Below are 25,435 nucleotides of genomic sequence, written 5' to 3' on the forward strand. Positions count from 1 at the left end.
AATAAGCTTTCTCACATTTTCAGTAATTTACGCGATTTCCTATCCTCCCAAAAAACTTTTTCGAGAAAATTGCAGTTCTGACGCCCGGATAGGACACTCCTCTCAAAGCGGAGGAAGTGACAATGTCCAATCAGAACCCGGTCTTCATTCCCGGCCCCACAAACATCCCCGACCGGTTGCGCCTGGCGATGCAGGTACAGACCCAGGACCACCGCGCTCCGGATTTCGTTGAGACCTTCGCGCCAGTGCTTGAGGATACCAAGAAGGTCTTCGGCACCACGATCGGACAGATCATTACCTTCCCGGCCAGCGGAACCGGCGGGTGGGAGGCCGCAGTGACCAACACGCTCAGCCCCGGCGATACGGTTCTTGTCGCCCGCTACGGCATGTTCAGCCACCGCTGGATCGACCTGTGCCAACGTCATGGGCTGGACGTTCGGGTCATCGAGTGCGCCTGGGGTAGCGGCGCGCCGGCGGATAAGTTTGCCGAGGCTTTGGCCGCCGATACGGGCCATGAGATCAAGGCCGTTCTGGTCACTCATAACGAAACCGCCACTGGTGTGCGCTCGGATATCGCGGCAGTGCGCAAGGCGATCGATGCCAGCAATCACCCGGCGATGCTGTTTGTGGATTGCGTCAGCTCTCTGGCGTCAATGCCATTCGCGTTTGATGATTGGGGCGTTGATATCGCGGTCTCTGGCTCGCAGAAGGGCTTCATGCTGGCGACCGGCATGGCGATCCTGTGTGTCAGCCCCAAGGCGCTGGCAGCGATGGAAACGGCCAAGCTGCCGCGTACCTTCTTTGACTTCCGCGACATGATGAATGCCAACGCCTCGGGCGGCTTTCCTTATACGCCACCGCTGCAACTGATCTACGGCCTTCGCGAAAGCCTGAAGATGCTGTTCGAAGAAGGGCTCGACAGTGTTTATGCCCGCCATTTCCGCCTGGCCGAAGGCGTGCGCAAGGCGACCTCGGCCTGGGGGTTGGAGCTGGTGGCGCAGTCGCCTGATCTCTACTCGGACACCGTCAGCGCGATCTATGTGCCCGAAGGTTTCGACAGCAATGCGCTGACCGATCATGCCTTCAACGCCTATGGCGTCAGCTTCGGCATCGGTCTGGGTGAGATGAGCGGCAAAGCCTTCCGTATCGGCCATTTAGGCAGTCTGACGGATGTGATGGTGTTGTCCGGCCTCGCGACGATTGAGATGGCGATGGCCGATCTGGATTATCCGATCAAGCTTGGTAGCGGCGTGGCGGCGGCACAGGAATACTTCCGCGCTAGCCATGCCACCCCCATGCAATCCGCAGCGTAAGGAGGCCCTGATGTTGGATTCAATGACCACTGCCGATTGCCTGACCCTCGTCGATATGCGCGAAGCGCATGAGCGGATCAGGCCGCATATCAACCGCACGCCAGTGCTGCGCTCGGCCTATCTGGACGATCTGACCGGCGCGCAGCTGTTCTTCAAATGCGAGAACTTTCAAGAGGCCGGGGCCTTCAAGGTGCGCGGCGCCTGCAACGCGGTCTTTGGCCTGAATGATGAGGCCGCCAAGCGCGGCGTCTGCACGCATTCTTCCGGCAACCACGCGCTCAGCCTGTCGTATGCCGCTGGTCGTCGAGGCATCCCCTGCAACGTGGTGATGCCGCGCACGGCACCGCAGGCCAAGAAGGACGCGGTGCGTCGCTATAGCGGGATCATCACCGAATGCGAACCCTCAACCACCTCGCGCGAGGCGGTATTTGCCAAGGTGCAGGCGCGCACGGGCGGTGAGTTCGTGCATCCTTACAACGATCCTCGCGTGATTGCGGGGCAGGCAACCTGTTCGGCGGAACTACTGGAACAGACCGACGGGCTGGACGCGGTGGTCGCGCCCATCGGCGGCGGCGGCATGATCTCGGGCACTTGCCTGACCTTGTCGAACCTTGCGCCCGAGGTGCAGATTTATGCCTCGGAACCGGAACAAGCCGATGACGCCTATCGCAGCTTTAAGGCCGGTCACATCATCGCCGATGACGCGCCGGTCACCATCGCCGACGGGCTGAAAGTGCCGCTGAAGGAAAACACCTGGCACTTTGTCTCAAACTTCGTCAGCGACATCCACACCGCCAGCGAGGACGAGATCATCGCGGCGATGAAGATCACCTGGAAATATCTGCGCATCGTGATGGAGCCCAGTTGCGCCGTGCCCCTGGCCACCATTCTGAAGCACCCCGAGGTCTTCAAGGGCAAACGCGTCGGCGTGATCATCACCGGCGGCAATGTGGATCTGGACAAACTGCCCTGGGCACAGGGTTGAGGAGGACATCATGAACAAACCCGTAAACATCGAGCAACTCGAAGTCGGCTACGACATTCCCGCTACCATCGGCATGGACGCATCCGAGATCCAGACCCCGGCGCTGGTGCTGGATCTGGACGCGCTGGAACGCAACATCCAAAAGATGGGCGATTACGCCAAGGCCCATGGCATGCGCCACCGGGTGCATGGCAAGATGCATAAATCCGTCGACGTGGCGCGGTTGCAGGTCGAGCTGGGCGGGGCCTGTGGTATCTGCTGCCAAAAGGTGTCCGAGGCCGAAGTCTTTGCCCGTGGCGGTGTCAAGGATGTGCTTGTGTCCAATCAGGTGCGCGACGCGGCCAAGATCGACCGATTGGCACGGATGCCCAAGCTGGGCGCGCGGACAATCTGCTGCGTCGATGATATCGATAACGTGGCCGACCTGTCCGAAGCTGCTCAGCGGCACGCGACCCAGATCGAATGCCTGGTCGAGATCGACTGCGGCGCCGGGCGCTGCGGCGTGACCACAACGCCTGAGGTCATCGCCATCGCCAAGGCAATCGACGCCGCCCCGGGGCTGAAGTTTGCGGGCATTCAGGCCTACCAGGGCGCCATGCAGCACATGGACCTCTACGAGGATCGCAAAGCCAAGATCGACATCGCTGTGGCGCAGGTCAAAGCCGCCGTGGACGGGCTCAAGGCCGAAGGGCTGGAGTGTGACATCGTCGGCGGTGGCGGTACCGGGTCTTATTACTTCGAGAGCACCTCGGGCGTGTATAACGAACTGCAATGCGGCTCCTACGCCTTCATGGATGCCGACTATGGCCGCATCCTCGATGAAAACGGCAACCGCATCGACCGGGGAGAGTGGGAGAACGCCTTCTTCATCCTCACCAGCGTCATGAGCCATGCCAAGGCAGACAAAGCCATCGTGGATGCAGGGCTCAAGGCGCAATCCGTCGACAGCGGCCTGCCGGTGATCTTTGGCCGCTCGGATGTGGAATACATCAAATGCTCGGACGAACATGGGGTCGTGTCGGACCCGGACGGGGTTCTGAAGGTCAATGACAAGCTGCATCTGGTGCCCGGCCACTGTGATCCGACCGCAAATGTGCATGATTGGTATGTAGGCGTGCGGGGCGGCAAGGTCGAAACCCTCTGGCCCGTTTCCGCGCGCGGAAAGGCGTACTGAGGCGAGGGAAGGATCATGAAAGATATGACAGACACACCCTTGTTGATCGTCGGAGAAGACCTTTGCCAGCAACTGGTTGGCCGCGCCGAGGCATTCGATGCGGTTCGGGACGTCTTCGCCGCCATGGCGCGGGGCGACGCCTATAACTTCCCGGTCATCCGCGAGGCCATTGGTTATGCCGACGCGCTCTATGGCTTCAAATCCGGCTTCGACCGGGCCGGTCAGGTGCTGGGTGTCAAATCCGGCGGCTACTGGCCGGGTAACATGGACAAGGGACTGACCAACCACCAGTCCACCGTCTTCCTGTTCGACCCCGATACCGGACGGATATCGGCTCTTGTCGGTGGCAACTATCTGACCGCGGTGCGCACGGCGGCATCCTCGGCGGTCTCCATCGCCCATCTGGCTCGGAAAGATGCCAAGGTTCTGGGCATGGTCGGCGCAGGCCATCAATCCACCTTCCAGCTGCGCGCCGCTGCCGAACAGCGCGACTTCGAGAAAGTCGTCGCCTGGAACCCGCACCCCGAGATGCTGCCCCGCCTAGGCGCAGTCGCGACCGAGCTGGGTCTGGGTTTCGAGGCGGTCAGTCAAGAAGACCTGGGCGCACAGGCGGATGTCATCATCACCATCACCTCGGCCTTTGAACCACTGCTGATGAAAAACTGGATCAAACCCGGCACGCATCTGGCCTGCATGGGCACCGACACCAAAGGCAAGCAGGAGGTCGATGCTGCGCTGGTGGCTTCGGCCACCGTCTTCACCGACGAGGTCGCACAATCCGTAACCTTGGGCGAGGCGCAACATGCCATCGCAAACGGCACCTTGACCGAGGATCAGATCACCCCCATCGGGGCCGTCATCAACGGCGATCATCCGGGACGCAGCAGCGATGATGAAATCACGCTGTTCGACGGCACCGGCGTCGGCCTGCAAGACCTGGCCGTCGCCTCGGTCGCAGCGCGGATGGCCGACGAGGCCGGGCTGGCGGAACGCGCCATTCTCTAGATACAAGCCTTTTCAAAACCGCCCCAAAGCAGGTTAACCTGTCGGCACCTCTCAGTTCAAAGGTGCCGACTGTGACCATCCGAATGCTGCGCATACTTGTGGCGATTGCAGATACCAAAACCTTCAGCGCGGCGGCAGATGTGGTGCATGTCACCCACGCCGCTGTCAGCCAACAGATGCAAGTGCTTGAGGCTGATCTTGGGGTCACCCTGTTTGATCGCAGCACCCGCACGCCCGAGCTAACCCCGATCGCGCATCAAGTGGTCGAAAAAGCCCGCAAGATCATCGCGGATTACGACAATTTAGTCCCCTCCCTTCATGAACAAGGCGAACTGGCCAGCACCATACGGCTTGGCGTCCTGCGCACCACGCTGACAGGTCTGGCCCCGCAGGCCATGGCCCGACTCAAGGCGCAACATCCTAAACTGGGTCTGCATCTTAAACCCGGCCTCACCGGTACGCTGCTGGCGGAACTCGCGCGCGGTAACTTGGATGCGGCCCTGGTAACTAGACCCACCATGATGCCTCAGGGCGTCATCTTTCGAACGCTGGTCGCGGAACGGATGCAACTGATCACGGCCCGTGAAGAAATCGGGCAAGATCCGATCACCCTGTTAAAAACGAGGCCCTTTATCCGGTTCAACCGAACCGCCGTTGTGGGTGCGCTGATCGACAACTGGATTCTGTCAAAACGCATCCGCGTCAATGAGGCGATGGAGCTTGACGGGTTAGACGCCATCGCCAGCATGGTCCATGCAAATCTGGGTGTTTCCATCGTGCCGCGGCTGGCGGTGCAACCTCTGGACCCTCTGCCTGTCAACCAGTTCAGCCTTGGTGCAGACGCACCCCGCAGAGTGTTGGGTCTGATCTACCCGAAAGCTCAGACCAAGGTGACGGCGATGGATGCGCTTTTCAATGCATTGGATGGTGTGATAGCTGCGTCCAAAAGCACCGGACACACGCCTGCGCATGACATTTGAAACGGTTTCCTATCTGATCCTCGGCGCAGCTGCGGGCGGGTTTATCAACGGGCTCGCGGGCACCGGAACGGCGCTCTTTGCACTTGGGTTCTATCTTGTCGTCCTGCCGCCAGTGACTTCGGTCGCAATCGTTGCGCTCATGTCCGTTCTCGCCGGGTTGCAAGGGCTTTGGATCGTCAGGGCCGACATTCTTGCCCAGCCGCGCAGATTGTTGCGCTTTCTCGTGCCCGGTCTGATCGGCGTGCCGCTTGGGTTGGCTCTTTTGAACCAGATCGACGCTGGCACTTTACGGATCGGGGTGGCGGCGTTTCTGATCCTCTATGGCGGTTACTTTGGCTTTCGCGCGACCCTTCCGGCTTTCGAACGGCGCACACCCTGGCTGGATTCCGGGGTCGGCCTGACCGGCGGCATTCTGGGTGGGGCCGCCGCCGTTTCAGGTGCAATCCCTGCGATGTGGCTGTCATTGCGCCCCTGGACAAAATCCGAGACCCGCGCGGTTCTGCAGCCGTTCAATGTGGTCATCCTCAGCACCACGATCTTTTTGCTGTTTGTGAAGGGCGCGTATGATGGCACCGCCGTGAAAGCACTGCTGGTGACCGTTCCTTGCGGTCTAATCGCGGCGCAAATCGGCATCATGGTGTTTCGGAGGCTTAGCGACACAGGCTTCCGACGGCTTTTGATCTTGTTGACGCTACTAGTCGGACTGGGCGTAATGGCAAGCGAGGTCTTTTAGTCCACCCGCATGACCAACAGGAAGGGCCGACCGGGATGCTCACATTCTACTATTCTAAAGGCTCATCTGCACTTGCCGCGCATATCCTTTTGGTCGAGGCCGGGGCGGATTTCACGGCGGTCGAAATCTCAATCCCCGACGGGGCGCACCGCAGCCAGGATTTCTTGCGCAAAACCCCAAAGGGTCGCATTCCGGTTCTGGAAACGCCCGAGGGGCTTCTGACCGAAAACCCCGCCATTCTGGAATACATTGCAGCCACGCATCCCAAAGCAGGCCTAGTGCCTGATGGCGACTTTGCACAGGCGCAGGCGCGGTCACTCTGCGCCTATCTCTGTTCGACCGTACATGTCGGATTTGCCCATCTCAAACGCGGCAGCCGGTGGGCGGATCAGGACGCCTCGCTGCAAGATATGCGTCGCGTCGCCCCGCGTAATCTTGCCGCCTCAGCGACGCTATTGGAGCAGCAACTGGAGATGACCCCATGGGCGATGGGCGCGCAGTTCAGCTTTTGCGACCCTTATCTGTTCCTGTTGCAGCACTGGATGGCAACAGCCGATCTGTCACTGGACCCTTATCCCAAACTGGCCGCACATAACAAAGCCATGCGCGCCCGACCGGCAACGCAATCTGTTCTGGACTTGTACGGGTCACCATAAAGCGGAGTCAGATCACCTCATCCCGGCGATCATCGCTTTCGCCATACCGTTTCATGACGGCTGGCTTTGTGCCCTCATAGACCTGTTCGATATTGCTGGCGATCTTGGCGTTTTCGCGTTCGAACAAACAATCTCCGTTCAGGTCCGAGGCCACGATGAATGGCCCCATCCGCTTGCACCGGATCACCCACATCGCCTGCGCCAGACCCAGTTCCTCATTCCAATGCACCGCCTCGACGTTTTCCACACCTCGCCCCAGCAACGCCCCGGTTCCGTAGCCGACGGTGGACAGGTAAACCGCGCCATTCGGCACAAAATACTCTTTGTAGTCCTTCGAGGACATACCGCCCTTGCCAACGATCAATCGCGCCCCGGTTTTTGCGATCCACTCCGGCAACCATTTGGCAAACCGGAATGAGGCCGTGGCTGTCACCGCTCCCATGTCAAAGGACCCATCCGCATTGATCCGCGCCGCAGGTGAGCAATGGAAATTGGCGGCACTTTCCGAGGGCAACTCCATCGGAATATTCGACTTATCCTCCAGCGCGCGCATATAGACGCCTTCGCGGGCGGTATACATCAGCCCAGTCAGGTAGACGATATCCCCAAGCCGCAAATCGGCGATGTCTTCGGCACTTGGAGTGGTGGATAGCTCGATCTCGCGCAAACTCATCTGGTCGCCCCATTTTGCATCTCGCGCCATACCCCGCAGGCTGTCTTTAGGGTTTTGCCGGAATTGTCTCTCATCCAGGCCATAAAGTTTCGGTTCATCTTGAAATCATCACCCAAGCGGCTTTTGAAGTAGCGCCTGACGTTCTGAGTGTTGCGGTACTTCGCATCGATGACGGTGTCGTCGCTCAGCTGGGCGGAATGCCAGTCCAAATTGTCACTCATTCCGCCGCCTCCTGCACCGGATCCCAGTCCACCGTTTCGCGACGCTGATAAGGCGTGAACCAATCCGGGTCGGTGCGGTGCTCGACCCGGCCATCGGCATGGATGCGCGCGACGGCCCGGCGCGACGACAGGCAGAACGCGTGGACCGACATGGGCATCCCGCCGGTGTGGCAATAGCCAACCTCGATATTGCAATCGATCACCATGTTCTTTCCCACAAATCCCATGGCCCCCATACCGATGGAGTTGCCCAGTTCCTTGAACTCATCCTCCATCTCGGCAATGCGCGAGTCAGAGTTGCGGCTGCCGACGACCCGAAGGGTCGAGGCACGCTTGCCCAGTGTCATGCAGATGTCCTTGGACCCACCCAGACCGATCCCGATGATTGCAGGCTGGCAGGCCAGACCGCGTTTGCCAAAGGCCATCAGACTGTCGAGGTAAAAGCGCTTGATCCCCTGAATGCCATCCGAGGGGAATAACATCCGGTAGTCAGTGCCAAATAGCCCGCCTTTGTGCACGGTGATCAGATCGATCCACGCGCCTTCGGGCTCGAACCCATATTCAATCTCCGGCGCGCCAATGCCGACATTGTTGTTGTGATCAGTGCGCCACAGCGGGTGCACCCGGTTGGGGCGCAAAGGCACTCCGTTGGTGGCATTTGCGGTCGCACGCCTGAGCGCGGCTTCCAGCGCGACCATGCCGCCCTCAACCTGCGCCTCATTGCCCAGTTTGACAAACCACCGCGGCACGCCGGTGTCACCGCACATGGCCCGGCGATCCTCCTTGGCGGCCTCGTAATTCTCCAGCATCGCTTTCAGGACAAACGATGACAGATCGCCATCCTCAGTCTCGACCGCCGCTTTCAACCCATCAAGGTAATCCTTAGGGATCTCGATGGCGGCCTTATCCATCAAAGTTTCAGCCGTGGATTGGATGAGAGTTATAGGGATCATGTTTTCTTCACCAATCGATGCGTGTTTTTCTTCAGCAATCCCCACCGTTCCAGTTTGTCTGGGTCTTCCCTAAGCGGGTCGTTTGGGTCACGCTCGGACGGGGATTGTTGGAATGCGATGGCACCGGACCGCACAAGCAGTCGGCGCAGCTCGTCATCCTCGAACCCTCGGATATGCGACTTGATGGTGTAAAAGCTTCGCAACTCCCAACCCTGGCGGTCCAGTAGATGAATGATCGCTGCCTCGGTCGAGGTTTCAAGCTTTAGCTCTTCGCGTATTCTGACATGCTCGTGCCGCGATTGGTAATGCGCGGTGAGATAGGCAACGATGATCGAGGCAAGGATCGCGACGAACCACTGATTTTTCGAAAGCCACTCCCAAACCATGTTTAGCAATTCCATGTCTTCACCTTCTGCTACTGGGCCACCAAAGTCTCGGGTTCACCCTTTGGTAAGATCGTTTCTCCTGGCTTCACAATGGTGAATTGCACCGCCTCCTGCGAAACCTCCACAGCTCCATCGATCTGTTTTGCAACCGTGAACGTGCTGCCCTCCATCGCGCCCGGTTCGGGGAAATCTTCACGGTAATGCGCCCCGCGAGAGTTTTCGCGCGCCAGCCCAGCCCGGGTGATGACCTCGGATATATCACAAAGAGAGCGCAGGTTCAGCCAGTCATGCCAGGTCAGATTGAAGGCCAGATTGCTATCGTCCACACCAACATCCATCAGCGCATTAGACACCTGAGCAATCCCCTGCAATCCGCGCGACATACCCGCCTTGGTGCGCATTACGCCCACATCCTCCCACATCAGGTCCTGCAATTGCTTGCGCAGCGGCAGAACAAGCTCGGGCTTACGTGACAAAGGATAGGTGGCACGGTCAATTTCGGCCGCCAGCACAGATTCATCCGGGTCGCGCAGGGACATTGCCCTTACATCCGCGCCCATTACGTCGCCTGCGATGCCGCCATAAACCGTTGAATTGGCCACGCCATTGCCGCCCAGTCGGTTCGACCCATGCGCGCCCCCGGCGTCCTCACCCGCAACATAAAAGCCTTCCATCGCCGTGCGCGTGTCTACATCGACGACAACACCGCCGATGAAGTAATGCGCGGTCGGCACAACCTCGACCTTGCCAGCCGCCAGATCAAAACCACTGTCAGCGCAGCGTTTCACCATGCCTTTGAACTTCTGGCGCACATTCTCGGGCCCCAGATGGGACATCGAGATAAACACCCCCTCTTGCCTCGGATCATTGTTCTTGCGCATCTCGGCGTAGATGCCCCGGCTGACTACATCGCGCGTCGCCCGCTCACCCTTATCATCGTAATCGAACATGAACCTCTGACCCGCGTGATTGAGCAATTGCCCGCCCGCGCCGCGCAATCCTTCCTCCAGCACCGTGCCTGTCATGCGCGTATGATCGCCCGCCAGCAGACCGGTCGGATGGAACTGCACCATCTCCATATCGCGCAGCGGTAATCCTGCCCGCAGCGCCATGGCCAACCCATCCATCGTCTTGTCCCCTGATGGGGTGTGATAGCGGTACATGCTCGGCCCGCCACCGGTGGCCATCAACACGCATTTGGCGCGGACAAAACGGAAGCGACCCGTGCGCATGTCGATCATCAGAACCCCGGACAAGGCACTGCCGTCTTTATTGGGGATCAGACCAATCGCGCGATGCTCCTGCAGCTTTTCGACGCCGCTGGCCAAAACCTTCTCCATCAGCCGGTTGATGATCTCGATCCCGGTCAGATCGCCTTTGTGCACGGTGCGATCTGCGGTCTGACCCGCGAACGCCTTCTGGTGTAACGAGCCGTCGGGATTTCGGTCGAAGAAACACCCGACCTCGTTTTCCAGCTCTCGAATGCGTACCACCGCCTGTTCGCACAAACGCCAGGCCATGTCCTGATTGGGCAACCATTTGCCACCGTGAATGGTATCCATGAAATGGCGCTCGACCGTATCGCCGCCACCTAAAGCGACGTTATAGCCACCCTGCACCATCCGCGTGCAGCCGCATTTGCCGATCAGACCCTTGACGGCGATGGTAATCCTCGTGCCTTCGGGCGCGGTTTGCTGGGCATGCAGCGCCGCGAACAGCCCCGCTCCCCCGCTGCCGAGGATCAGGATATCGGTGTCATGTCGGTCGATCCCGGAAACCCGCATCGCTAAATCGCCCTGAGGAAAAACAGACCTGCAACCAAAAACGAACCCGCTGCCGCCCCGGCCGCCAGCGTTTTCTGCGATGGACGCCATGGCAGCCATTCCAGCGCCATCAGGCGCAACCCGCCGAACATATGCACCGCAAGCAGGAAGACGAGGCCAAATTCGGCCAGCTTAACCGCGCCGGAGTCAGTCATCGCCAAGGCCGTATCCAACCGTGCGGGACCGGTCAGGGCCATCGCCAGAACCCAGAAGTGCAACGGCAGGAACACAGCCAAGGCTATCCCCGAAATGCGGTGCAAGATAAAGGCCAACCACAGCGGGTGAGCGCGCGACACTTTCATGCGCTCGCCCCCACAGCAAAGGTCACGGCCCAGACCGCGCGCGCCCAAAGCAAACAGCGCCAATCCGACGGCCCACATGAAAAGCCCTAGCGCCCTGCCGGTCAGACCGCACCACTCAAAGGCAGTCACACGCAGACCGATGGCGCCGTGAATTGAGACGGCCACGACAAACAACCCGTAGAACAGAAACCAGATCACCGAGCCCTGCGTGCGCCCCAATATCTCGGCTGCACTCAGGCCGCCTTGAATCGCGTAGATCATCACCGCCAGATGACCCAGCACCAGCGGCGCCATCAACAGCGCGGTGATGCGTTGCAGCATATACAGACGCAGGTCCAGCATCAGCGCCCTCGTCGAAACATGGATTTCATGGTCTCGCGCTTCAAACCCGCAATCGCTGACATCGGGTCCAACTCGTTCGGGCAATAGGCCGTGCAAGAGCCCATCGAATGGCAATTGTGGCACCCGCCCTGCCCCGACACCGCCTCCAATATTTCTGTGCGCCCGGCATCCCGGCTGTCATTCACCAAGGTCCAAGCCCGTTGCAACGCGGCGGGTCCTATGTAATCCGGATGCGCTGCCACAGTATCGCAGGCCGCATAGCACACCGCACAGTTGATGCATTCGATCCCGGCATTGGCCTCGACCCGCTCGGCGCTGGTTTCGTCGACCAGAGCAACGGGGTCATCACGTGTCAGGGCACCATGATGCACACCCTCAGCCGCAACCCATTTGTCAAAAAACGGGTCCATGTCGACAATCAGGTCCTTGATCACTGGAAGATTGCGTAACGGGCCGATCGTGACGCTGTCGCCCTCGGCCACTTTCGAAATATGGGTCCGACACGTCCAGCGCGGCACGCCATTGACCATCATCGCGCATGACCCGCACATCCCAACGCGACAAGCGAACCGATAGCTAAGTGTCGGATCGGCGTTTTGTTGAATCCACGACACCACATCCAGAACGGTTTGACTATCATAGGAAGGCACATCGAACACCTCGACGCGCCCTGCGCCCCGTTCGATGCGAACCGTAAGCTGTGCCTTTGAATTCATACCCAAGCGCTTTCAGGTGATGTATTGCTGAAAGAAACCATAACCGACAGCTCACCTTAATGAACGCGAAAATTCCTTAAGGTTTTTGTTAGAATTTGTTGCAAAAGAGGTGCCGTCTTGGCCGATCACATACCGTCCGATCTGAAAACCGCGTTGCGTGCCCGTTTTTCCGATGCGCCAGAGACCATACCAGAAGGTGCGGAGTTGCTGCATTCCATGGCCGCCCGAAGCTCTTGTCGCAGTTTCCGCGATCAGGAGGTTGCGACCAGCCTTTTGGATACGCTCTGTGCCGTAGCCTTGTCAGCGCCCACCAAAAGTGATCTGCAACAGCGCGATATCATCCTGCTGCAGTCAGGCACACAGCGGAAGAAGCTGGCCAATTTGATACCCGGTCAGGACTGGGTGGCCAAAGCCCCGATGGTGCTGATCTTCTGCGGCAACAATCGGCGTCAACGCCTGTTGCACGATTGGACAGGTTTGCCCTTTGCAAACGATCATCTGGATGCCTTCTTCAACGCTGTAACGGATGCCGCTATCGCACTTGGGGCTTTCGTGACAGCAGCAGAGGCATGCGGCCTTGGATGTTGTCCGATCAGCGCGGTGCGGAATGAGGCGAGTGCCGTAAGTGATCTGCTTGGTTTACCACAACACGTGTTTCCACTGGCAGGTCTGGCAGTCGGTTATCCATCGGCACCTCCCTCAATCTCTCGGCGCTTGCCGCTGAATGTAACCTGTCACGCGGATCGCTATCGCGAACCCGCGCTGCGAGACGCGATTGGAATCTATGCGCAGGACCGCGCCGCCGCTCAGCCTTATGTTCGCCAAAGGGACATCGACCAGTTCGGCACCGGCGCAGGTTACACTTGGATTGACGACAAGACGCGGCAATACAGCCATGCGGAACGCGAAACCTTCGGCGATTATATCCGCGCGCAGGGATTCATCCTGACATAAACAAAGACGATGGTTGGCAACGACAAGTCATGCAGCGCAGGCCACGCTCGGCGAGGCATGGCCCCGGCGGGACACACGAAGACAGATCGCCCTAGTGTAACCAACAGGCTTGTGACCTGCAGCCCCCCTGCCCTATCACTTCACCATCGAAGCCCGATACCTGACCCGTGTGGGGCTTGCACATTTTGGGACCCGGCGCGCACCACCTGCGTCATTGTTCAGAACAAGGAATTTGAAATATGCCGATCGTGACACAGCCCTGCACCGCCTTTGCGGGCCAAAAGCCCGGAACCTCGGGACTGCGCAAAAAGACGCGGGTGTTTATGGAACCGGGCTATCTGGAATGCTTTGTCCAGTCGATCTTCAACGCCATTGACGGCGGCGCGGGCAAAACGCTGATCATCGGCGGCGACGGTCGGTTCTTCAATGCCGAGGCCATCCAGATCATCCTGCGTATGGCAGCGGCCAACGGCACCGCCCGCGCTATCGTCGGTCAGAACGGCCTGCTGTCCACGCCCGCAGCCTCCAACCTGATCCGCAAACGAAAGGCTGATGGCGGCTTTATCCTGTCGGCCAGTCACAATCCCGGTGGCATCGACGCGGATTTCGGTCTGAAGTTCAACGGCAGCAATGGCGGCCCGGCGTCGGAAAGCCTGACCGAAAAATTCTATGCGCAGTCGCAGACCATCACCCAGTATCACATGCTGACAACTGATGATGTCGACCTCAGCCAGATTGGTACATCTGAGCTTGAGGGGATGCAGGTCGAAATCGTCGACCCGGTCGCCGATTATGCAGAGCTGATGCGCGAGCTGTTTGATTTTGACGCGATCAGATCGCTTCTGTCCGATGGCTTCTCCTTACGCTTTGACGCGATGCATGCCGTGACGGGACCTTATGCAACTGCGATCCTTGAACAGGAATTGGGCGCGTCAGCAGATTCGGTGCTGAACGCAATACCTTCGGTCGATTTCGGCAAAGGCCATCCCGACCCCAACCCGATCTGGGCCAAACCTCTGGTCGATCTGGTCATGTCGCCTGATGGCCCGGATTTTGCCGCAGCCTCCGACGGCGATGGCGACCGCAACATGATCCTGGGCAAAGGTATCTATGTCACCCCATCGGACAGCCTAGCGGTTCTGGCAGCCAATGCGCACCTCGCTCCGGCCTATGCAAAGGGGTTGTCCGGCGTGGCCCGATCCATGCCCACCAGCACCGCTGTGGACCGCGTGGCCAGCCATCTTGGCCTCGATTGCTATGAAACCCCAACCGGTTGGAAATTCTTCGGCAACCTGCTCGACGCAGGTCGGATCACCTTGTGCGGAGAAGAGAGCGCAGGGACCGGATCAGATCACGTGCGCGAAAAAGACGGATTATGGGCAGTACTCCTGTGGCTGAATATTCTCGCAAAACGCCGGGTTTCCGTCCGCCAGATCATGGAAGACCACTGGCAGACCTATGGGCGCAACTATTACTCGCGCCATGACTACGAAGCGGTGGACAGTGCCAAGGCCGATCAGATGATGTCAGGGCTTATCGCACGGCTCCCAAACCTGCCGGGTACCGGCACAGGAGAGTTTGTGGTCGCGACCGCAGATCAGTTCTCGTATCACGACCCGGTTGATAGATCGGCCAGCCATAATCAGGGCATTCGCATCGTCTTTGAAAACGGCAGCCGCGGTGTGATCCGCCTATCCGGCACCGGAACGGACAATGCCACCATCCGGGTCTATCTGGAAAGTTTCACGCCAAAGGACGGCGACTTGGGTGCTGATCCGCAAAGCGCCCTGAGTGGGGTTGCCAACGCCATCGCCGCGATCACCAAGTTGCAAGAGATTTGCGGGCGGTCTTCTCCAGATGTCATAACCTGATCATCCAACCCTCGCTGCCAAAGACCGCAAGATCAACTAGATCTGCTCAGATTTTAGCACACCCCTCTTGCAGCTCGGATTGCAAGGGGCATGCAGAACCTTTTGAGTATTTTTGATAATCGCCAACCCTAGTGTGGACTATCGTTAACTTACTTTGAACGGCTGCAGATCAAACACACAAGTACACAGAACCGGCACCCGCTCAGAGACGACTCCATTGGTCCTACAGGAGGAACCTCATGACGACGTCACCAATCGGGACACCGGAACAACTTCGAGACCCGAATTACTTTCCTGCCATCTATCGCGCAGTACCCTTGGGTATTCAGCACGTTCTGGCCATGTTTGTCTCAAACGTGACCCCGGCCATCATCGTAGCGGGCGCAGCCGGGTTTGGATTTGGCTCGAACAGTCCTGATTTTCCCGAACTGCTGTATCTGATTCAGATGTCGATGCTGTTTGCGGGTGTGGCCACGCTGTTACAAACCGTCACCCTTGGGCCTGTCGGGGCAGCGCTGCCCATCGTTCAGGGCACGTCGTTTGCGTTTATTCCCATCATGATCCCGCTGGTCGCCGGGAAAGGCGTGGATGGGCTGGCCGCTTTGTTTGGCGGCGTACTCATTGGCGGCCTGTTCCATGCGCTTCTGGGCACGGTGATCGGCCGGATACGCTTTGCTTTGCCGCCGCTGGTGACCGGCCTCGTCGTTACCATGATCGGTCTGGCGCTTGTCAAAGTAGGTATCGAATACGCAGCCGGCGGTGTTCCAGCCAAGGCGTCGGGCGCGGAAAGCTATGGCTCTTTGTCCAGTTGGGCCCCGGCCCTGATCGTGGTCTTTGTCACGCTGGCGCTGAAGTTCTTTGCCCGCGGGATGCTGTCGATCTCTGCGGTTTTGATCGGTATTCTAGTGGGTTACGTCTATTGCATCCTGGTTGGAAAACTGCCACTCGATGCGATTTCTGGCTCGTGGGAACGCTCTGCCGCCTTCGCCTTACCGCAACCTTTCAAATACGGGTTCGAGTTCTCTCTGGCCGCTGTAATCGGCTTCTGCCTCATGGCCTTTGTATCGGCGATCGAGACGGTTGGCGACGTCTCAGGCATCACCAAGGGTGGCGCCGGGCGCGAAGCCACCGACAAAGAGATTCAGGGCGCAACCTATGCTGACGGTTTCGGCACAGCGCTTGCCGGCATCTTTGGAGGCTTTCCCAACACCTCGTTCAGCCAAAACGTGGGCCTGATCGCGATGACCGGCGTAATGAGCCGCCATGTCGTCACCATTGGCGCTATTTTCCTGATCATTTGCGGGCTTGTCCCCAAGGTCGGCGGCCTGATCCGTACCGTCCCGATTGAGGTTTTGGGCGGTGGTGTGATCGTCATGTTCGGCATGGTTGTCGCGGCAGGTGTCTCAATGCTGTCAGACGTGATCTGGAACCGTCGGAATATGGTTATCTTTGCGGTGTCCCTGTCCATAGGTCTGGGTCTTCAGCTTGAAGTCATGAACGTCGCACCGGGCTCAGCCAATGCGCTGCAGCATTTACCGGATACGCTGCGCATCCTGGGGGCCTCGGGGATCTTGCCGGCCGCGCTGATTGCAATTGTTTTGAACCTTATCCTGCCCGAAACACTGGCCGATGAGGCAACCGAAGAAGTCTCAGGCGGTCTGGCAGGACATGGCCGGGGCGAGCTGGTGAAAGACGATCACGTCTAAGCATATCGATGCGGCGGGAGATTGCCGCATCTCTGCCTTCGATCAAGACTACAGAATAGAACTTGATCGAGGGCCCATTCCCCGAGCATCTCTGGACTATTCCGAGGTTTCAAAGCGTAGCCTGCGTATGTCCGGATCAACCCGGCTGTAAGCTGCCAGCAACCGAGCGCTCCATTTCTGGGCAATGTAATCAGCCATAAAGCGCGAGGGGGCGATCAACGTGGCCACGCCCCCTGCCCTTTCGGCCTCGCTTAGATGTTGGAACCAACTTGCCCAAAGCTCAGGGTCCCGGCCATGCAAAATGGCTTGTACTTGCGTCCAGACATCATCTTCGGCCCCGTCAGGGAACGCCGCTTTGACCTTGAATGGCACAATATTAGTAGCCGCTTCGGGTTCATCGGTCATACGCGCCTGGAAATCAGTGCCAATCACAGGCCAGACCTCTGAAGTATCCAACATCAGTTGCTTTAAATCCAGCTCGTATACTGCCACGCGCCCTCGGGCAGCGGGTCGTTTGACCACAACCCAGCCCATCGCGCGAAACTTAGCCATTTCGCGTTTCACCGTGCGTTCATTCACCGACCACAGCCGCGAGATTTCTTCTCGTCCAATCGAAAGCTCATTGCTGCGCCAGTTATACCGCGTGGTGATCAAGGCTACTATACGTAGAATACTGCGCTGACGATGCTTGTCGCCCGACAGAGCATGCACTGTCAGTGCCGATAGAATATCGTACTTGAGGGCCGGTGCATTGCGCCCGACCGGTTTTGCAAGCTGCATCCTCGTTCTCACCGCTCTGGTCTGCCTCATGCGGTTATTACCGCCGTGCCACGCTGTTTGCCAACGCTTTTCATCATCTTGCAGTGATTAGCGTCCAAAGCTTCGATTCTGTCAAGCAGAGTCTCATTTCAGGCCAGTTTGGGCTTGGGTTCAGATCAATTCAATAAAAGAAATTTGGTGAAGTATTGGTGATGGGGGACATCCAAGATGACCCCCTATTGGGCCATTCTGTCCCCCTAAATGGGGTTAGTCGCCTATTGGTGGCCCCCTAAATGTGGGCGGAGCAGCGATGCGCTACCGCGGATTTCAGTACGCTTGACTCCGAATCGCTCAGCGTTGCGCCGGCTCTTGTTTTCTTACCCACGGGTAAGTTTCATCTTCATGATATTTTCTTTTGCGTAAAGTGCAAATCGGGCGTAAATAGAAAAAAGATAACAAATAGCGTCCGAAGGAACGAGAGCTGAGGCATGTATACGCACGAAGATCTAAACGCATTGCGCAATCAATCGCTGAAACTGCAGGGCTGGATACGGCAGCAGACCTTCAGCCCCGAGATGGAGAAGACGCTCCGTCGCTTCTCTAGTTGGGAAGTGTCCGAGCTGATCTTTCGGATCAACCAGTCGACCTTCCGCGGTAAGCTTGCCGCCGACCCTTCGTTGCCGGGTGGTGAGGTCGAGCCAGATGGCCGACAGCGCTGGTTCAGCCTCGAAGAGGTGAACGAGCTGCGCCGCAGGCTCAAGGTGAACCGCAAATCCCTGATGCCGCCCCGCCCCGCCGGCAAACGCGCCATGCGCGCGGCTGTTGCCAATTTCAAAGGGGGTGCCGGGAAGTCGACCGTTGCTTTACATCTGGCGCATGCGGCTGCGCTGGATGGCTATCGTGTACTAGTAGTGGATTTCGACCCGCAGGCGACCCTGAGCCATTCGATGGGCCTGACCGATGTGGCAGAGGATTTCACTGTCTGGGGTATTATGGCGCGTGATCTTATCCGTGAAACAGAGCGGATGAACAACCGCCCTGCCGCTGCGGAATCCGGCACCGCCCTGCCCCGCCGCGAGCTGCCACCCTCGATCACAGGTATGGGTCTGGGTGATCTGCGGGTCGCTGATTTTATTCGGCAGACCTCCTGGTCGACGATCGATGTGATTCCGTCCTGTGCGAACGCCGCTTTTGTTGAATTTGCGTCGGCCCAGTATCGGCACCTGAATCCCGAATGGTCGTTCTTTGCGGCCGTCTCGCGCTACTTGGATCAGATCCCGGATGATGCCTATGACCTGATCCTATTCGATTGCCCGCCCGCGATTGGCTATCAGTCCATGAATGCGGTCTTTGCGGCGGACATGCTCTATATCCCCTCTGGGCCGGGATATTGGGAATACGACTCGACCACCTCTTTCATTGGTCAGCTCGCCGAAGCACTCGAGGATTTGGCATATGGGTTCGACAAGACCTTACCCACGGGTAAGATCGGTCTTCCCAAGACCTTCTGCGAACTTCGTTTCCTGCTGACGCGATACGAGCCGGGCAACGCTCTGCATCTTGCGATGTTCGAGGCGTTCCGCAAAGTCTTCGGCGACAACGTTGCGCGGCACCCGGTGGAGATGACCCGCGCCGTTGAGCAGTCGGGCCGTTTCCTGAGCTCGGTCTACGAGATGGATTACCGAGAGATGACGCGCGAAACGTGGCGGCGCGCACGATCGACCTTTGATAACGTCTATGAGGAATTCCGGGATGTTATGCTGACAGCCTGGGACAAGCTGGAGGATGACGCATGAGCCGTAAACGCAGAATGTTTGACATCGATATGCCGGCAATGGAGGACATCCCCGTCGGTAAGGTTCCGGACAAGGTGCTTGAGAAACGACGTGGTCCGATGGCTGCAGCGATCTCTGAGAACGCAGATGCCCTGCGCGATCAGCAATCAACCGAAGATACGATCCGCGCCGAAAATGACCGATTGGCGCATGAACTGGTGCGGCTGCGGTCTGAGGGTTTGGTGACCGAGCGTGTGGCGCTTTCGAATGTCGTCACAGAAAAGCTGACACGCGATCGGAAGGCTGGTCCGGATGACGAGTTGGATGAATTGAAGGATTCGATCCGCGACATTGGTCTGTCAAACCCAATTCGGTTGGAACGTCGTTCGGATGGTCGATTTGATCTGATTCAGGGTATGCGGCGCTTGTCTGCTTATCGCGCCCTGTATGAGGAAACCGGTGATGAGAATTACGCTGAAATCCCGGCAGGCATTTCGGACGCTGCGGATATCAATGACAGCTACCGGCGCATGGTGGATGAAAACCTCATCCGCAAGGATATCTCATTTGCAGAAATGGGCACCTTGGCGCGCGCCTACGCTGAAGACCCGGCAAATGATTGTGCGGATGTGGATAAAGCAGTGGCAATCCTGTTCAAATCCGCCAGCTACACAAAGCGCAGCTATGTCCGCGCGTTTGCCAGTTTGTTGATGATGTTGGACAAGGTGCTGATGCACCCAAATGACATCCCGCGCAATCTGGGGGTCACGCTCAAACGCAAGCTCGATGCTGATCCTGGTTTGGTACGTCAGGTGAGCACCGCCGTGATGAGCGAACCGGAGCGGGACAGCGCGCGCGAGATGGCGATATTGCGGTCGTTTGTAGAGGTTCAAACGGGAGCCGAAAAGAAACCGGCGCCCAGCAGTTCAGGAAAAACGCGCCGCGCCAAAACGACGTTTCAAGTGTCGGGCAGGGCAGGGGTTGCGCGATGCTCGGCTTCGAACGGGCGCATAGAACTGAAATATGATCTGGATTTCACGCGTGTAGATCGTAGCAAGCTAGAACAGGCTGTTGCGGTGTTGCTTGATGATCTTCAGGAAGAGGATGATCTTACCCACGGGTAAGAAATTGCCATCTTGGACCAGACCAAGCACCGGGCTATCAGCCCGGTGTTTTGCGTATAGAACTAACGCCAACACGATCATCACAAGGCCATCTGCAAGATCTACGCAAACCCGTTGGATCTGTAACTGGATCCAGGCGCTGGTTTGTTTCAACTAGGGCGTGCCCGCTTGCAAGGCGAGCTACTTTGTCCAGCAAGCTCCCGCCAGGATGTGACGCGCTGCTCCAAATCGAAAACGGATGGGCGGGCCAGTGTTTTGCGCAGACTTTGCACGACTGAGACCATTGTTGTCTGACGCTGTTGTTCTCGTTTGAGATGCCGCCGAGGTCGCGAGGGTCGGAGGCAATCAAGTCCAACGCCGTTGCCTTGTTCACGGGCCCAGCGACCCTGGCAGATGCACACAGATCAAAGACCGTTCCACGGCCTGATTGTGAGAGGGGGCAGGGCAGGGAGCTAAGATGTTTGGGCTTAAGACGCCAATTCTGCGTCCAGTTCCTGGAGGAGCTCGTCTTATGCCGAATAGGGATACAGATGGGCGCCGACAGTGGCTTTGAGGAATGTCGATGCAGTGTGCAAAATATCTAAAAAAAGATCATTATGGAGTTACTGTTGAGCCAGTGAGCAAACATATTGGGGGTTCTGTTGCAGAGTTTTTAGATGGCAGAGCAGGTTCTGTCGCAAACTTTGTCCCCACCAGTCAGGCCGCGCGTAGTTCTGGTAACGCGTTCTGGAACATCACAGGAGCAGGCGGTGACGATCTCATCTAAGGGAGCGCATGTTCCAATGGACGTGGTCTTACACGCGTTTTTTCTACCTGCGTTTCGGTGGCTGCTGCCGGCATCTGGAAGAAATCACGGCAGAATGGGGCGTAAATCTGGATCACGCCACGCTGAACCGTTGGGTCCGCCTACATACAGGCCTTGTTGCTGAAACAGTGCGGTATAGAAAGCGTCCCGCAGGCTGTTCGTGGCGAACGGATGAAACCTATGTGAAAGTGAAAGGCGAATGGGTTTATCTTTACCGAGCGATCGACAAACACGGAAGGACCCTGGATTTCATGTTGTCCGAGCGCCGGAACAAAGCCGCTGCGACGAGATTCTTCGCCCGCGCTCTCGAGGTAAACGGAATGCCACGCCAGATCGTCATTGACAAAAGTGGTGCCAACACTGCTGGCATCAAGGCGATCAACAAGATGCTCAAGAGCTTTGGTTGTCCGATCCCGATCGACATGGTCAGGCGGAAATACCTCAATAACATCATTGAACAGGATCACCGTTTCATCAAACGAAGGATCAGACCCATGCTGGGATTCAAATCTTTCGCGTCAGCCGCATCTGTCCTGGCAAGAACAGAGCTGGTCAACACGATCCGCAAAGGCCAATTCACACCCGGATTCCGACCGTTTCAGCAGTTTGTCCAGTTGGCGGGGGAAACTGCTCACCAATTCCACTGATGTATTGCCGTCCAAAAAAGTGTGCGACAGAACCCCTCGCACAGCATTGATCAATTGCGTGCGCTGCCGAACCAACAGCTCGCGAGCCCGAAGAACCATCTCGCGGTCGCCTGGGTCTCTTCACTCTTCACGGCAACAAAGCGCATCGTTGGGCGGCTTGCAACTTCACAGATCGCTTCCGCATCGGCCATATCGTTCTTCTGACGTTTGACGAATGATTTCACGTAGGCCGGATGGATCAGCCTGACTTCGTGACCCAAACGACCGATCTCGCGCCCCCAATAATGCGCACTGGCGCAGGCCTCCATTGCAACTACGCAACGCGGCAATTTGGCAAAGTGCTCAAGGACCTGGCCCTGCGCAGTTTCTTCTGAAGAACAGGGTGACCTGTTCTATCCGCTCCGTGTACCTCGAACACATTCTTCGCCAAATCCAGGCCAATCATGCTAGCCTCTTCCATAGACGCCTCCATTCAGGTTGTTTGCAAACCCACAATGGCACATCGAAGCCAGCGGGGGCGTCTACGCCTTCAAAACCAGTTTAGAAATTCATTGCAAAACCAAGGGCGTCCACACACGATCCCAGATTAGATTGGTTAATTGCGCGCGCTTTCTGGAGGCGTGGCGAGTGGAAGCCGGAACCAAAAAGTAGCCCCAGCTTTTTCATTATTTTCGAAGCCAATTGTGCCGCCAAGCCTTTCGACAATCTTCTTTGCAATGCTCAAGCCCAACCCAGTGCCGCCGCGCAGTCTTGTATCCGATTGTTCAGCCTGGCGAAACGGTTCGAATACTGAATCTACAAACTCGGCTGGGATCCCGATACCCTGATCCACAACGCTGATTTCTGCCATTCTCTTTTGCCGTGTGAGAAAGACATCCACCTTGCCGCCCGGGTGTGAAAATTTGGCGGCGTTCGAAAGTAAGTTGACTATAACTTGTTGGAGCCTTTTCGTATCAACGTATCCGTACAAATCGCGCTCCACATGTGCCAGTTTGAGCGTCACCTCAAACTGGTTAGCGTAGGCCTGGACTGTATCAACTGAATGGATAACAAGATCACTTATCTTCTGCTTTGAGCATTCGATAGAGATTTCTTTCTCTGAGAGCCTCTCTAAGTCGAGGATGTCGTCGATCAGAACATGCAAACGTGCGCCGCTTGTACGTGCCATATTGATCAGACGTTGAATGTTGTCAGGAAGGTCCTCCGGTGAGGTTGCGGCGATCAAGTCAAGTGATCCCAGTACCGAAGTAAGAGGCGTTCGCAACTCATGACTTACTGTTGAGATGAACTCGCTTTTTAGCTGTGCAAGCGCCCTTTGCTCGGTGATGTCTACAATCTGTTTTATGAAATATGAAGGCTCGTCATACTGGTCGCGGATCAATACGACGTTCAGATTTCCCCATAAGACTGTACCATCCGAACGAATGTAGCGCTTTTCCATCTGATAAGCTGATCGGTCGCCTGCCAGAAGCTGATCGGCTTGTTCAAGATCAGCTTTCAGGTCATCGGCATGTGTGAGCGTTTGGAAGTCGGTTTGCAGCAAATCTTCCTTAGAATAACCTAGGAATTTACATACCGCATCGTTTACTCGCAACCATGTGCCATCAAGCCCGACCAGAGCCATACCGATTGGAGCATTGTCTAGCGCAGAACGAAAGCGCATCTCACTCAATTCGATCTCGGATTCTCGCTCTTTTATCTCGGTGTTGTCGGTTTGCGTCCCAATCAGTCGCAACGCGCGCCCGGTTTCATCTCGTAGTGTAGCAACCGCGTCCGAGCGCATCCATGTCCATCCTGATCCATCAAGCGTTCTCATCCGAAAGTCCGTCAGTGAGCGCTTGGTCTTGCCCTCAATACATGCTTGATCTGCCTTTTGGACGATCTTTAAATCTTCCGGATGGATGCGCGCTTCCCACGCCGCTTGAGCATCAATTTCGGTGTCTTTAGGGTAGCCCATCAAAGTGTACCAACTGGGTGACACAATTGATTTTCCAGTCAAAAGGTTAATTTCGAAAACCCCGATGCGCGCCTGTCGCAGGGCGAGATCAACACGCTGCAGTGTTTCGTTAACCGCTTGATGCGTAGAGATTTTTTGTTGCTCTTGAATTGTCAGCGTATGGCACTGCTCGCCCGATTCGGTGCACCACGGCTGCGCAATCAAGCTCAGTGGGAAAAGCGCTCCGGACTTGTCCTGTGCTTCGACCGCGTTACATTTGCCATTGGCAGAAAATGAAGTTCCCCATTTTCGAATGTCTTCAATACAAACCATCGGAAACAGACTAGATAAGCTGATACCGCTTAGTTCATCTAAGAAATATCCAAATAGCTTACAGGCTTCTGAGTTGGCATGTGCCACGGCGGCTGAATCATTGATCAGGACAATTGGCACAGCCACTGATTCTAAGAAGGAAACTGTTAACTCATCCATATTTTGGTTCAATGAATTTCTAAATTTGTGCGAAGCCCGAAAGCGAATAAGCCAATAGGGGCCAAGCCTCGCCAGATAGAGCAAAGTGTAGCTTGATTGTAAAGCTAAGTTCAGGATTTATAATCAGTAGATTACAGTTGCCGCGAGTGCGATGGCTGAGAGTAAGAGCTTAAGGTATGGGAATAGGTTCAGAGTAATCCGGAAATATCCGACGCCGTGATCTGTGGCGGAGTTTGTGGCTTGTGGCCCTGATTTCCCAGGAGCCGAGCCGCACAGACCGCAGCTTAATTGCGCGTCTGGAGCACGATGGGCCCATGCAGATAGTCTTGGGTACCAATACGAGGAATTGCACGCTCTCGCCCGGCCGATCACGCACCAGACACATGATTACGTTGCACCTGTAAGAGGGTCCGCACCACATCTCGGAATGACTTGCCTTCAATCATACCTATAGCCGCGATGTTGCCAAACGTGCAGCTTAGCACGCACGGTTTGAGGACTTTACCTACGACATCAAATGGTGGCGGAGAACTGAATCGTTGCGTGAAACGGCAACTGCGGGTAGCCCCATTTTTACCAATCGTGCCAACGGGATTTACCCCGCCCTCCCGTGTTATTGACCGGGATCTGCTTTTTCCGGCACCTCGTGAATTCCATTAGTTAAGGACTTTGGCATAAAAGAGCATTCAGTTTCTCGTGCAGTGTAAGAGGATCGAAAGGCTTAGTTATGCAAGCCAATGCATCGCCAAAGTCCGGGGAATTCTGTACCTGACTTTCGGCCTTTGCTGTCATGAATACGGCTGGCGTATCCTTGAACTCAGGTCGTTTGCGAATGTTGGCCAAAAATTCAGGCCCGCTCATCTCAGGCATCATTACATCCAGAAGAAACAGGTCCGGCATAAGATCCGAGATTTGTTCTAGCGCCTCGCAGGCCGATCCGAATTGTACAACTTCAAAATCTCCCACAAGTTCAAGAGCCATGCGAGTGATCGAAAGAATGTTTTCATCGTCATCGACGTGAACAACTTGCTTTTTTTTAATCATGTTGGTCATCTTTTCCTTTCGGATGTTCAAACCGCGGATTCTGAGTTGGCGGGCAAGTTT

General features: G+C 56.9%; 22 protein-coding genes and 3 pseudogenes. 13 read left to right on the forward strand and 12 right to left on the reverse strand.

The window, feature by feature from the left end:
- Positions 1–122 precede the first annotated feature (122 nt).
- The 7 genes from bhcA to ABLN87_RS09175 all read left to right on the forward strand — a co-directional run bounded on the left by bhcA (position 123) and on the right by ABLN87_RS09175 (position 6,846).
- Positions 123–1,313: an L-aspartate--glyoxylate aminotransferase BhcA gene (gene bhcA / locus ABLN87_RS09145; protein ID WP_353009313.1), complete on the forward strand. Its 1,191-nt coding sequence runs from the start codon at positions 123–125 to the stop codon at positions 1,311–1,313.
- Positions 1,314–1,323: 10 nt separating this feature from the next.
- On the forward strand, positions 1,324–2,298 hold the full coding sequence (gene bhcB, locus ABLN87_RS09150) for a beta-hydroxyaspartate dehydratase BhcB (protein ID WP_353009316.1): 975 nt from the start codon (positions 1,324–1,326) through the stop codon (positions 2,296–2,298).
- Between the two features lie 10 nt (positions 2,299–2,308).
- Positions 2,309–3,472, forward strand: coding sequence for a 3-hydroxy-D-aspartate aldolase BhcC (gene bhcC, locus ABLN87_RS09155; protein ID WP_353009318.1), 1,164 nt, complete (start codon positions 2,309–2,311; stop codon positions 3,470–3,472).
- A 24-nt stretch (positions 3,473–3,496) separates the two neighbouring features.
- On the forward strand, positions 3,497–4,477 hold the full coding sequence (bhcD, locus tag ABLN87_RS09160; protein WP_353010242.1) for an iminosuccinate reductase BhcD: 981 nt from the start codon (positions 3,497–3,499) through the stop codon (positions 4,475–4,477).
- Between the two features lie 83 nt (positions 4,478–4,560).
- On the forward strand, positions 4,561–5,457 hold the full coding sequence (locus ABLN87_RS09165; RefSeq protein ID WP_353009320.1) for a LysR family transcriptional regulator: 897 nt from the start codon (positions 4,561–4,563) through the stop codon (positions 5,455–5,457).
- Complete coding sequence (locus tag ABLN87_RS09170; RefSeq protein ID WP_353009323.1) at positions 5,447–6,190, forward strand: sulfite exporter TauE/SafE family protein; 744 nt, start codon at positions 5,447–5,449, stop codon at positions 6,188–6,190. Before ABLN87_RS09165 ends, ABLN87_RS09170 begins: the two co-directional genes overlap by 11 nt.
- 35 nt (positions 6,191–6,225) lie before the next feature.
- Positions 6,226–6,846, forward strand: coding sequence for a glutathione S-transferase family protein (locus ABLN87_RS09175; RefSeq protein WP_353009326.1), 621 nt, complete (start codon positions 6,226–6,228; stop codon positions 6,844–6,846).
- Positions 6,847–6,853: 7 nt separating this feature from the next.
- Here the strand turns inward: ABLN87_RS09175 and ABLN87_RS09180 are convergent, their stop codons facing one another.
- From ABLN87_RS09180 to ABLN87_RS09215, 8 genes and pseudogenes are all read right to left on the reverse strand, one after another.
- On the reverse strand, positions 6,854–7,519 hold the full coding sequence (locus tag ABLN87_RS09180) for a fumarate hydratase C-terminal domain-containing protein (protein ID WP_353009329.1): 666 nt from the start codon (positions 7,517–7,519) through the stop codon (positions 6,854–6,856).
- On the reverse strand, positions 7,516–7,740 hold the full coding sequence (locus tag ABLN87_RS09185) for a DUF6434 domain-containing protein (RefSeq protein WP_353009332.1): 225 nt from the start codon (positions 7,738–7,740) through the stop codon (positions 7,516–7,518). The genes ABLN87_RS09180 and ABLN87_RS09185 overlap by 4 nt, the downstream gene beginning before the upstream one ends.
- Positions 7,737–8,693, reverse strand: a complete 957-nt coding sequence (locus ABLN87_RS09190; RefSeq protein ID WP_353009335.1) for a fumarate hydratase — start codon at positions 8,691–8,693, stop codon at positions 7,737–7,739. The genes ABLN87_RS09185 and ABLN87_RS09190 overlap by 4 nt, the downstream gene beginning before the upstream one ends.
- Positions 8,690–9,094, reverse strand: a complete 405-nt coding sequence (locus tag ABLN87_RS09195) for a hypothetical protein (RefSeq protein WP_353009338.1) — start codon at positions 9,092–9,094, stop codon at positions 8,690–8,692. Before ABLN87_RS09195 ends, ABLN87_RS09190 begins: the two co-directional genes overlap by 4 nt.
- A 14-nt stretch (positions 9,095–9,108) precedes the next feature.
- On the reverse strand, positions 9,109–10,863 hold the full coding sequence (locus ABLN87_RS09200) for an L-aspartate oxidase (RefSeq protein WP_353009341.1): 1,755 nt from the start codon (positions 10,861–10,863) through the stop codon (positions 9,109–9,111).
- A 2-nt stretch (positions 10,864–10,865) separates the two neighbouring features.
- Positions 10,866–11,204, reverse strand: a complete 339-nt coding sequence (sdhC, locus tag ABLN87_RS09205) for a succinate dehydrogenase, cytochrome b556 subunit (protein ID WP_353010244.1) — start codon at positions 11,202–11,204, stop codon at positions 10,866–10,868.
- Between the two features lie 108 nt (positions 11,205–11,312).
- Positions 11,313–11,546: pseudogene (locus tag ABLN87_RS09210) on the reverse strand (succinate dehydrogenase); the annotation flags it as partial.
- Positions 11,546–12,262, reverse strand: coding sequence for a succinate dehydrogenase/fumarate reductase iron-sulfur subunit (locus ABLN87_RS09215; RefSeq protein WP_353009344.1), 717 nt, complete (start codon positions 12,260–12,262; stop codon positions 11,546–11,548). The pseudogene ABLN87_RS09210 and the gene ABLN87_RS09215, both read right to left, overlap by 1 nt.
- 117 nt (positions 12,263–12,379) lie before the next feature.
- Between ABLN87_RS09215 and ABLN87_RS09220 the strand changes: the two genes are divergently transcribed.
- From ABLN87_RS09220 to ABLN87_RS09230, 3 genes are all read left to right on the forward strand, one after another.
- Positions 12,380–13,216 (forward strand): nitroreductase family protein, encoded by an 837-nt coding sequence (locus ABLN87_RS09220; RefSeq protein ID WP_353009347.1) that lies wholly within the window; start codon positions 12,380–12,382, stop codon positions 13,214–13,216.
- 239 nt (positions 13,217–13,455) lie between these two features.
- Positions 13,456–15,087, forward strand: a complete 1,632-nt coding sequence (locus ABLN87_RS09225) for an alpha-D-glucose phosphate-specific phosphoglucomutase (protein WP_353009349.1) — start codon at positions 13,456–13,458, stop codon at positions 15,085–15,087.
- 239 nt (positions 15,088–15,326) lie between these two features.
- On the forward strand, positions 15,327–16,793 hold the full coding sequence (locus tag ABLN87_RS09230; RefSeq protein WP_353009351.1) for a uracil-xanthine permease family protein: 1,467 nt from the start codon (positions 15,327–15,329) through the stop codon (positions 16,791–16,793).
- 96 nt (positions 16,794–16,889) lie between these two features.
- Here ABLN87_RS09230 and ABLN87_RS09235 read toward each other — a convergent pair whose 3' ends face one another.
- The gene (locus ABLN87_RS09235) at positions 16,890–17,573 is read right to left on the reverse strand and encodes a DnaA N-terminal domain-containing protein (protein ID WP_353009353.1); all 684 of its coding nucleotides are present in this window, start codon (positions 17,571–17,573) and stop codon (positions 16,890–16,892) included.
- Positions 17,574–18,040: 467 nt separating this feature from the next.
- Here ABLN87_RS09235 and ABLN87_RS09240 point away from each other — a divergent pair, with 467 nt between their 5' ends.
- The 3 genes and pseudogenes from ABLN87_RS09240 (at position 18,041) to ABLN87_RS09250 (ending at position 21,903) form a co-directional block, all read left to right on the forward strand.
- The gene (locus tag ABLN87_RS09240; protein WP_353009356.1) at positions 18,041–19,348 is read left to right on the forward strand and encodes an AAA family ATPase; all 1,308 of its coding nucleotides are present in this window, start codon (positions 18,041–18,043) and stop codon (positions 19,346–19,348) included.
- On the forward strand, positions 19,345–20,451 hold the full coding sequence (locus ABLN87_RS09245; RefSeq protein WP_353009358.1) for a ParB/RepB/Spo0J family partition protein: 1,107 nt from the start codon (positions 19,345–19,347) through the stop codon (positions 20,449–20,451). The genes ABLN87_RS09240 and ABLN87_RS09245 overlap by 4 nt, the downstream gene beginning before the upstream one ends.
- Positions 20,452–21,200: 749 nt before the next feature.
- Positions 21,201–21,903: pseudogene (locus ABLN87_RS09250) on the forward strand (IS6 family transposase).
- Positions 21,904–21,929: 26 nt separating this feature from the next.
- On the opposite strand, the pseudogene ABLN87_RS09255 reads toward ABLN87_RS09250, so the two are convergent.
- The 3 genes and pseudogenes from ABLN87_RS09255 to ABLN87_RS09265 all read right to left on the reverse strand — a co-directional run.
- Positions 21,930–22,363: pseudogene (locus tag ABLN87_RS09255) on the reverse strand (IS110 family transposase); the annotation flags it as partial.
- Between the two features lie 135 nt (positions 22,364–22,498).
- The gene (locus ABLN87_RS09260) at positions 22,499–24,331 is read right to left on the reverse strand and encodes a PAS domain S-box protein (RefSeq protein WP_353009360.1); all 1,833 of its coding nucleotides are present in this window, start codon (positions 24,329–24,331) and stop codon (positions 22,499–22,501) included.
- 660 nt (positions 24,332–24,991) lie between these two features.
- Positions 24,992–25,384, reverse strand: a complete 393-nt coding sequence (locus tag ABLN87_RS09265; protein ID WP_353009361.1) for a response regulator — start codon at positions 25,382–25,384, stop codon at positions 24,992–24,994.
- Positions 25,385–25,435: the final 51 nt, after the last annotated feature.

Origin of the sequence: Ruegeria sp. SCP10, assembly GCF_040329495.1 — a bacterium.
Classification (GTDB): domain Bacteria; phylum Pseudomonadota; class Alphaproteobacteria; order Rhodobacterales; family Rhodobacteraceae; genus Ruegeria.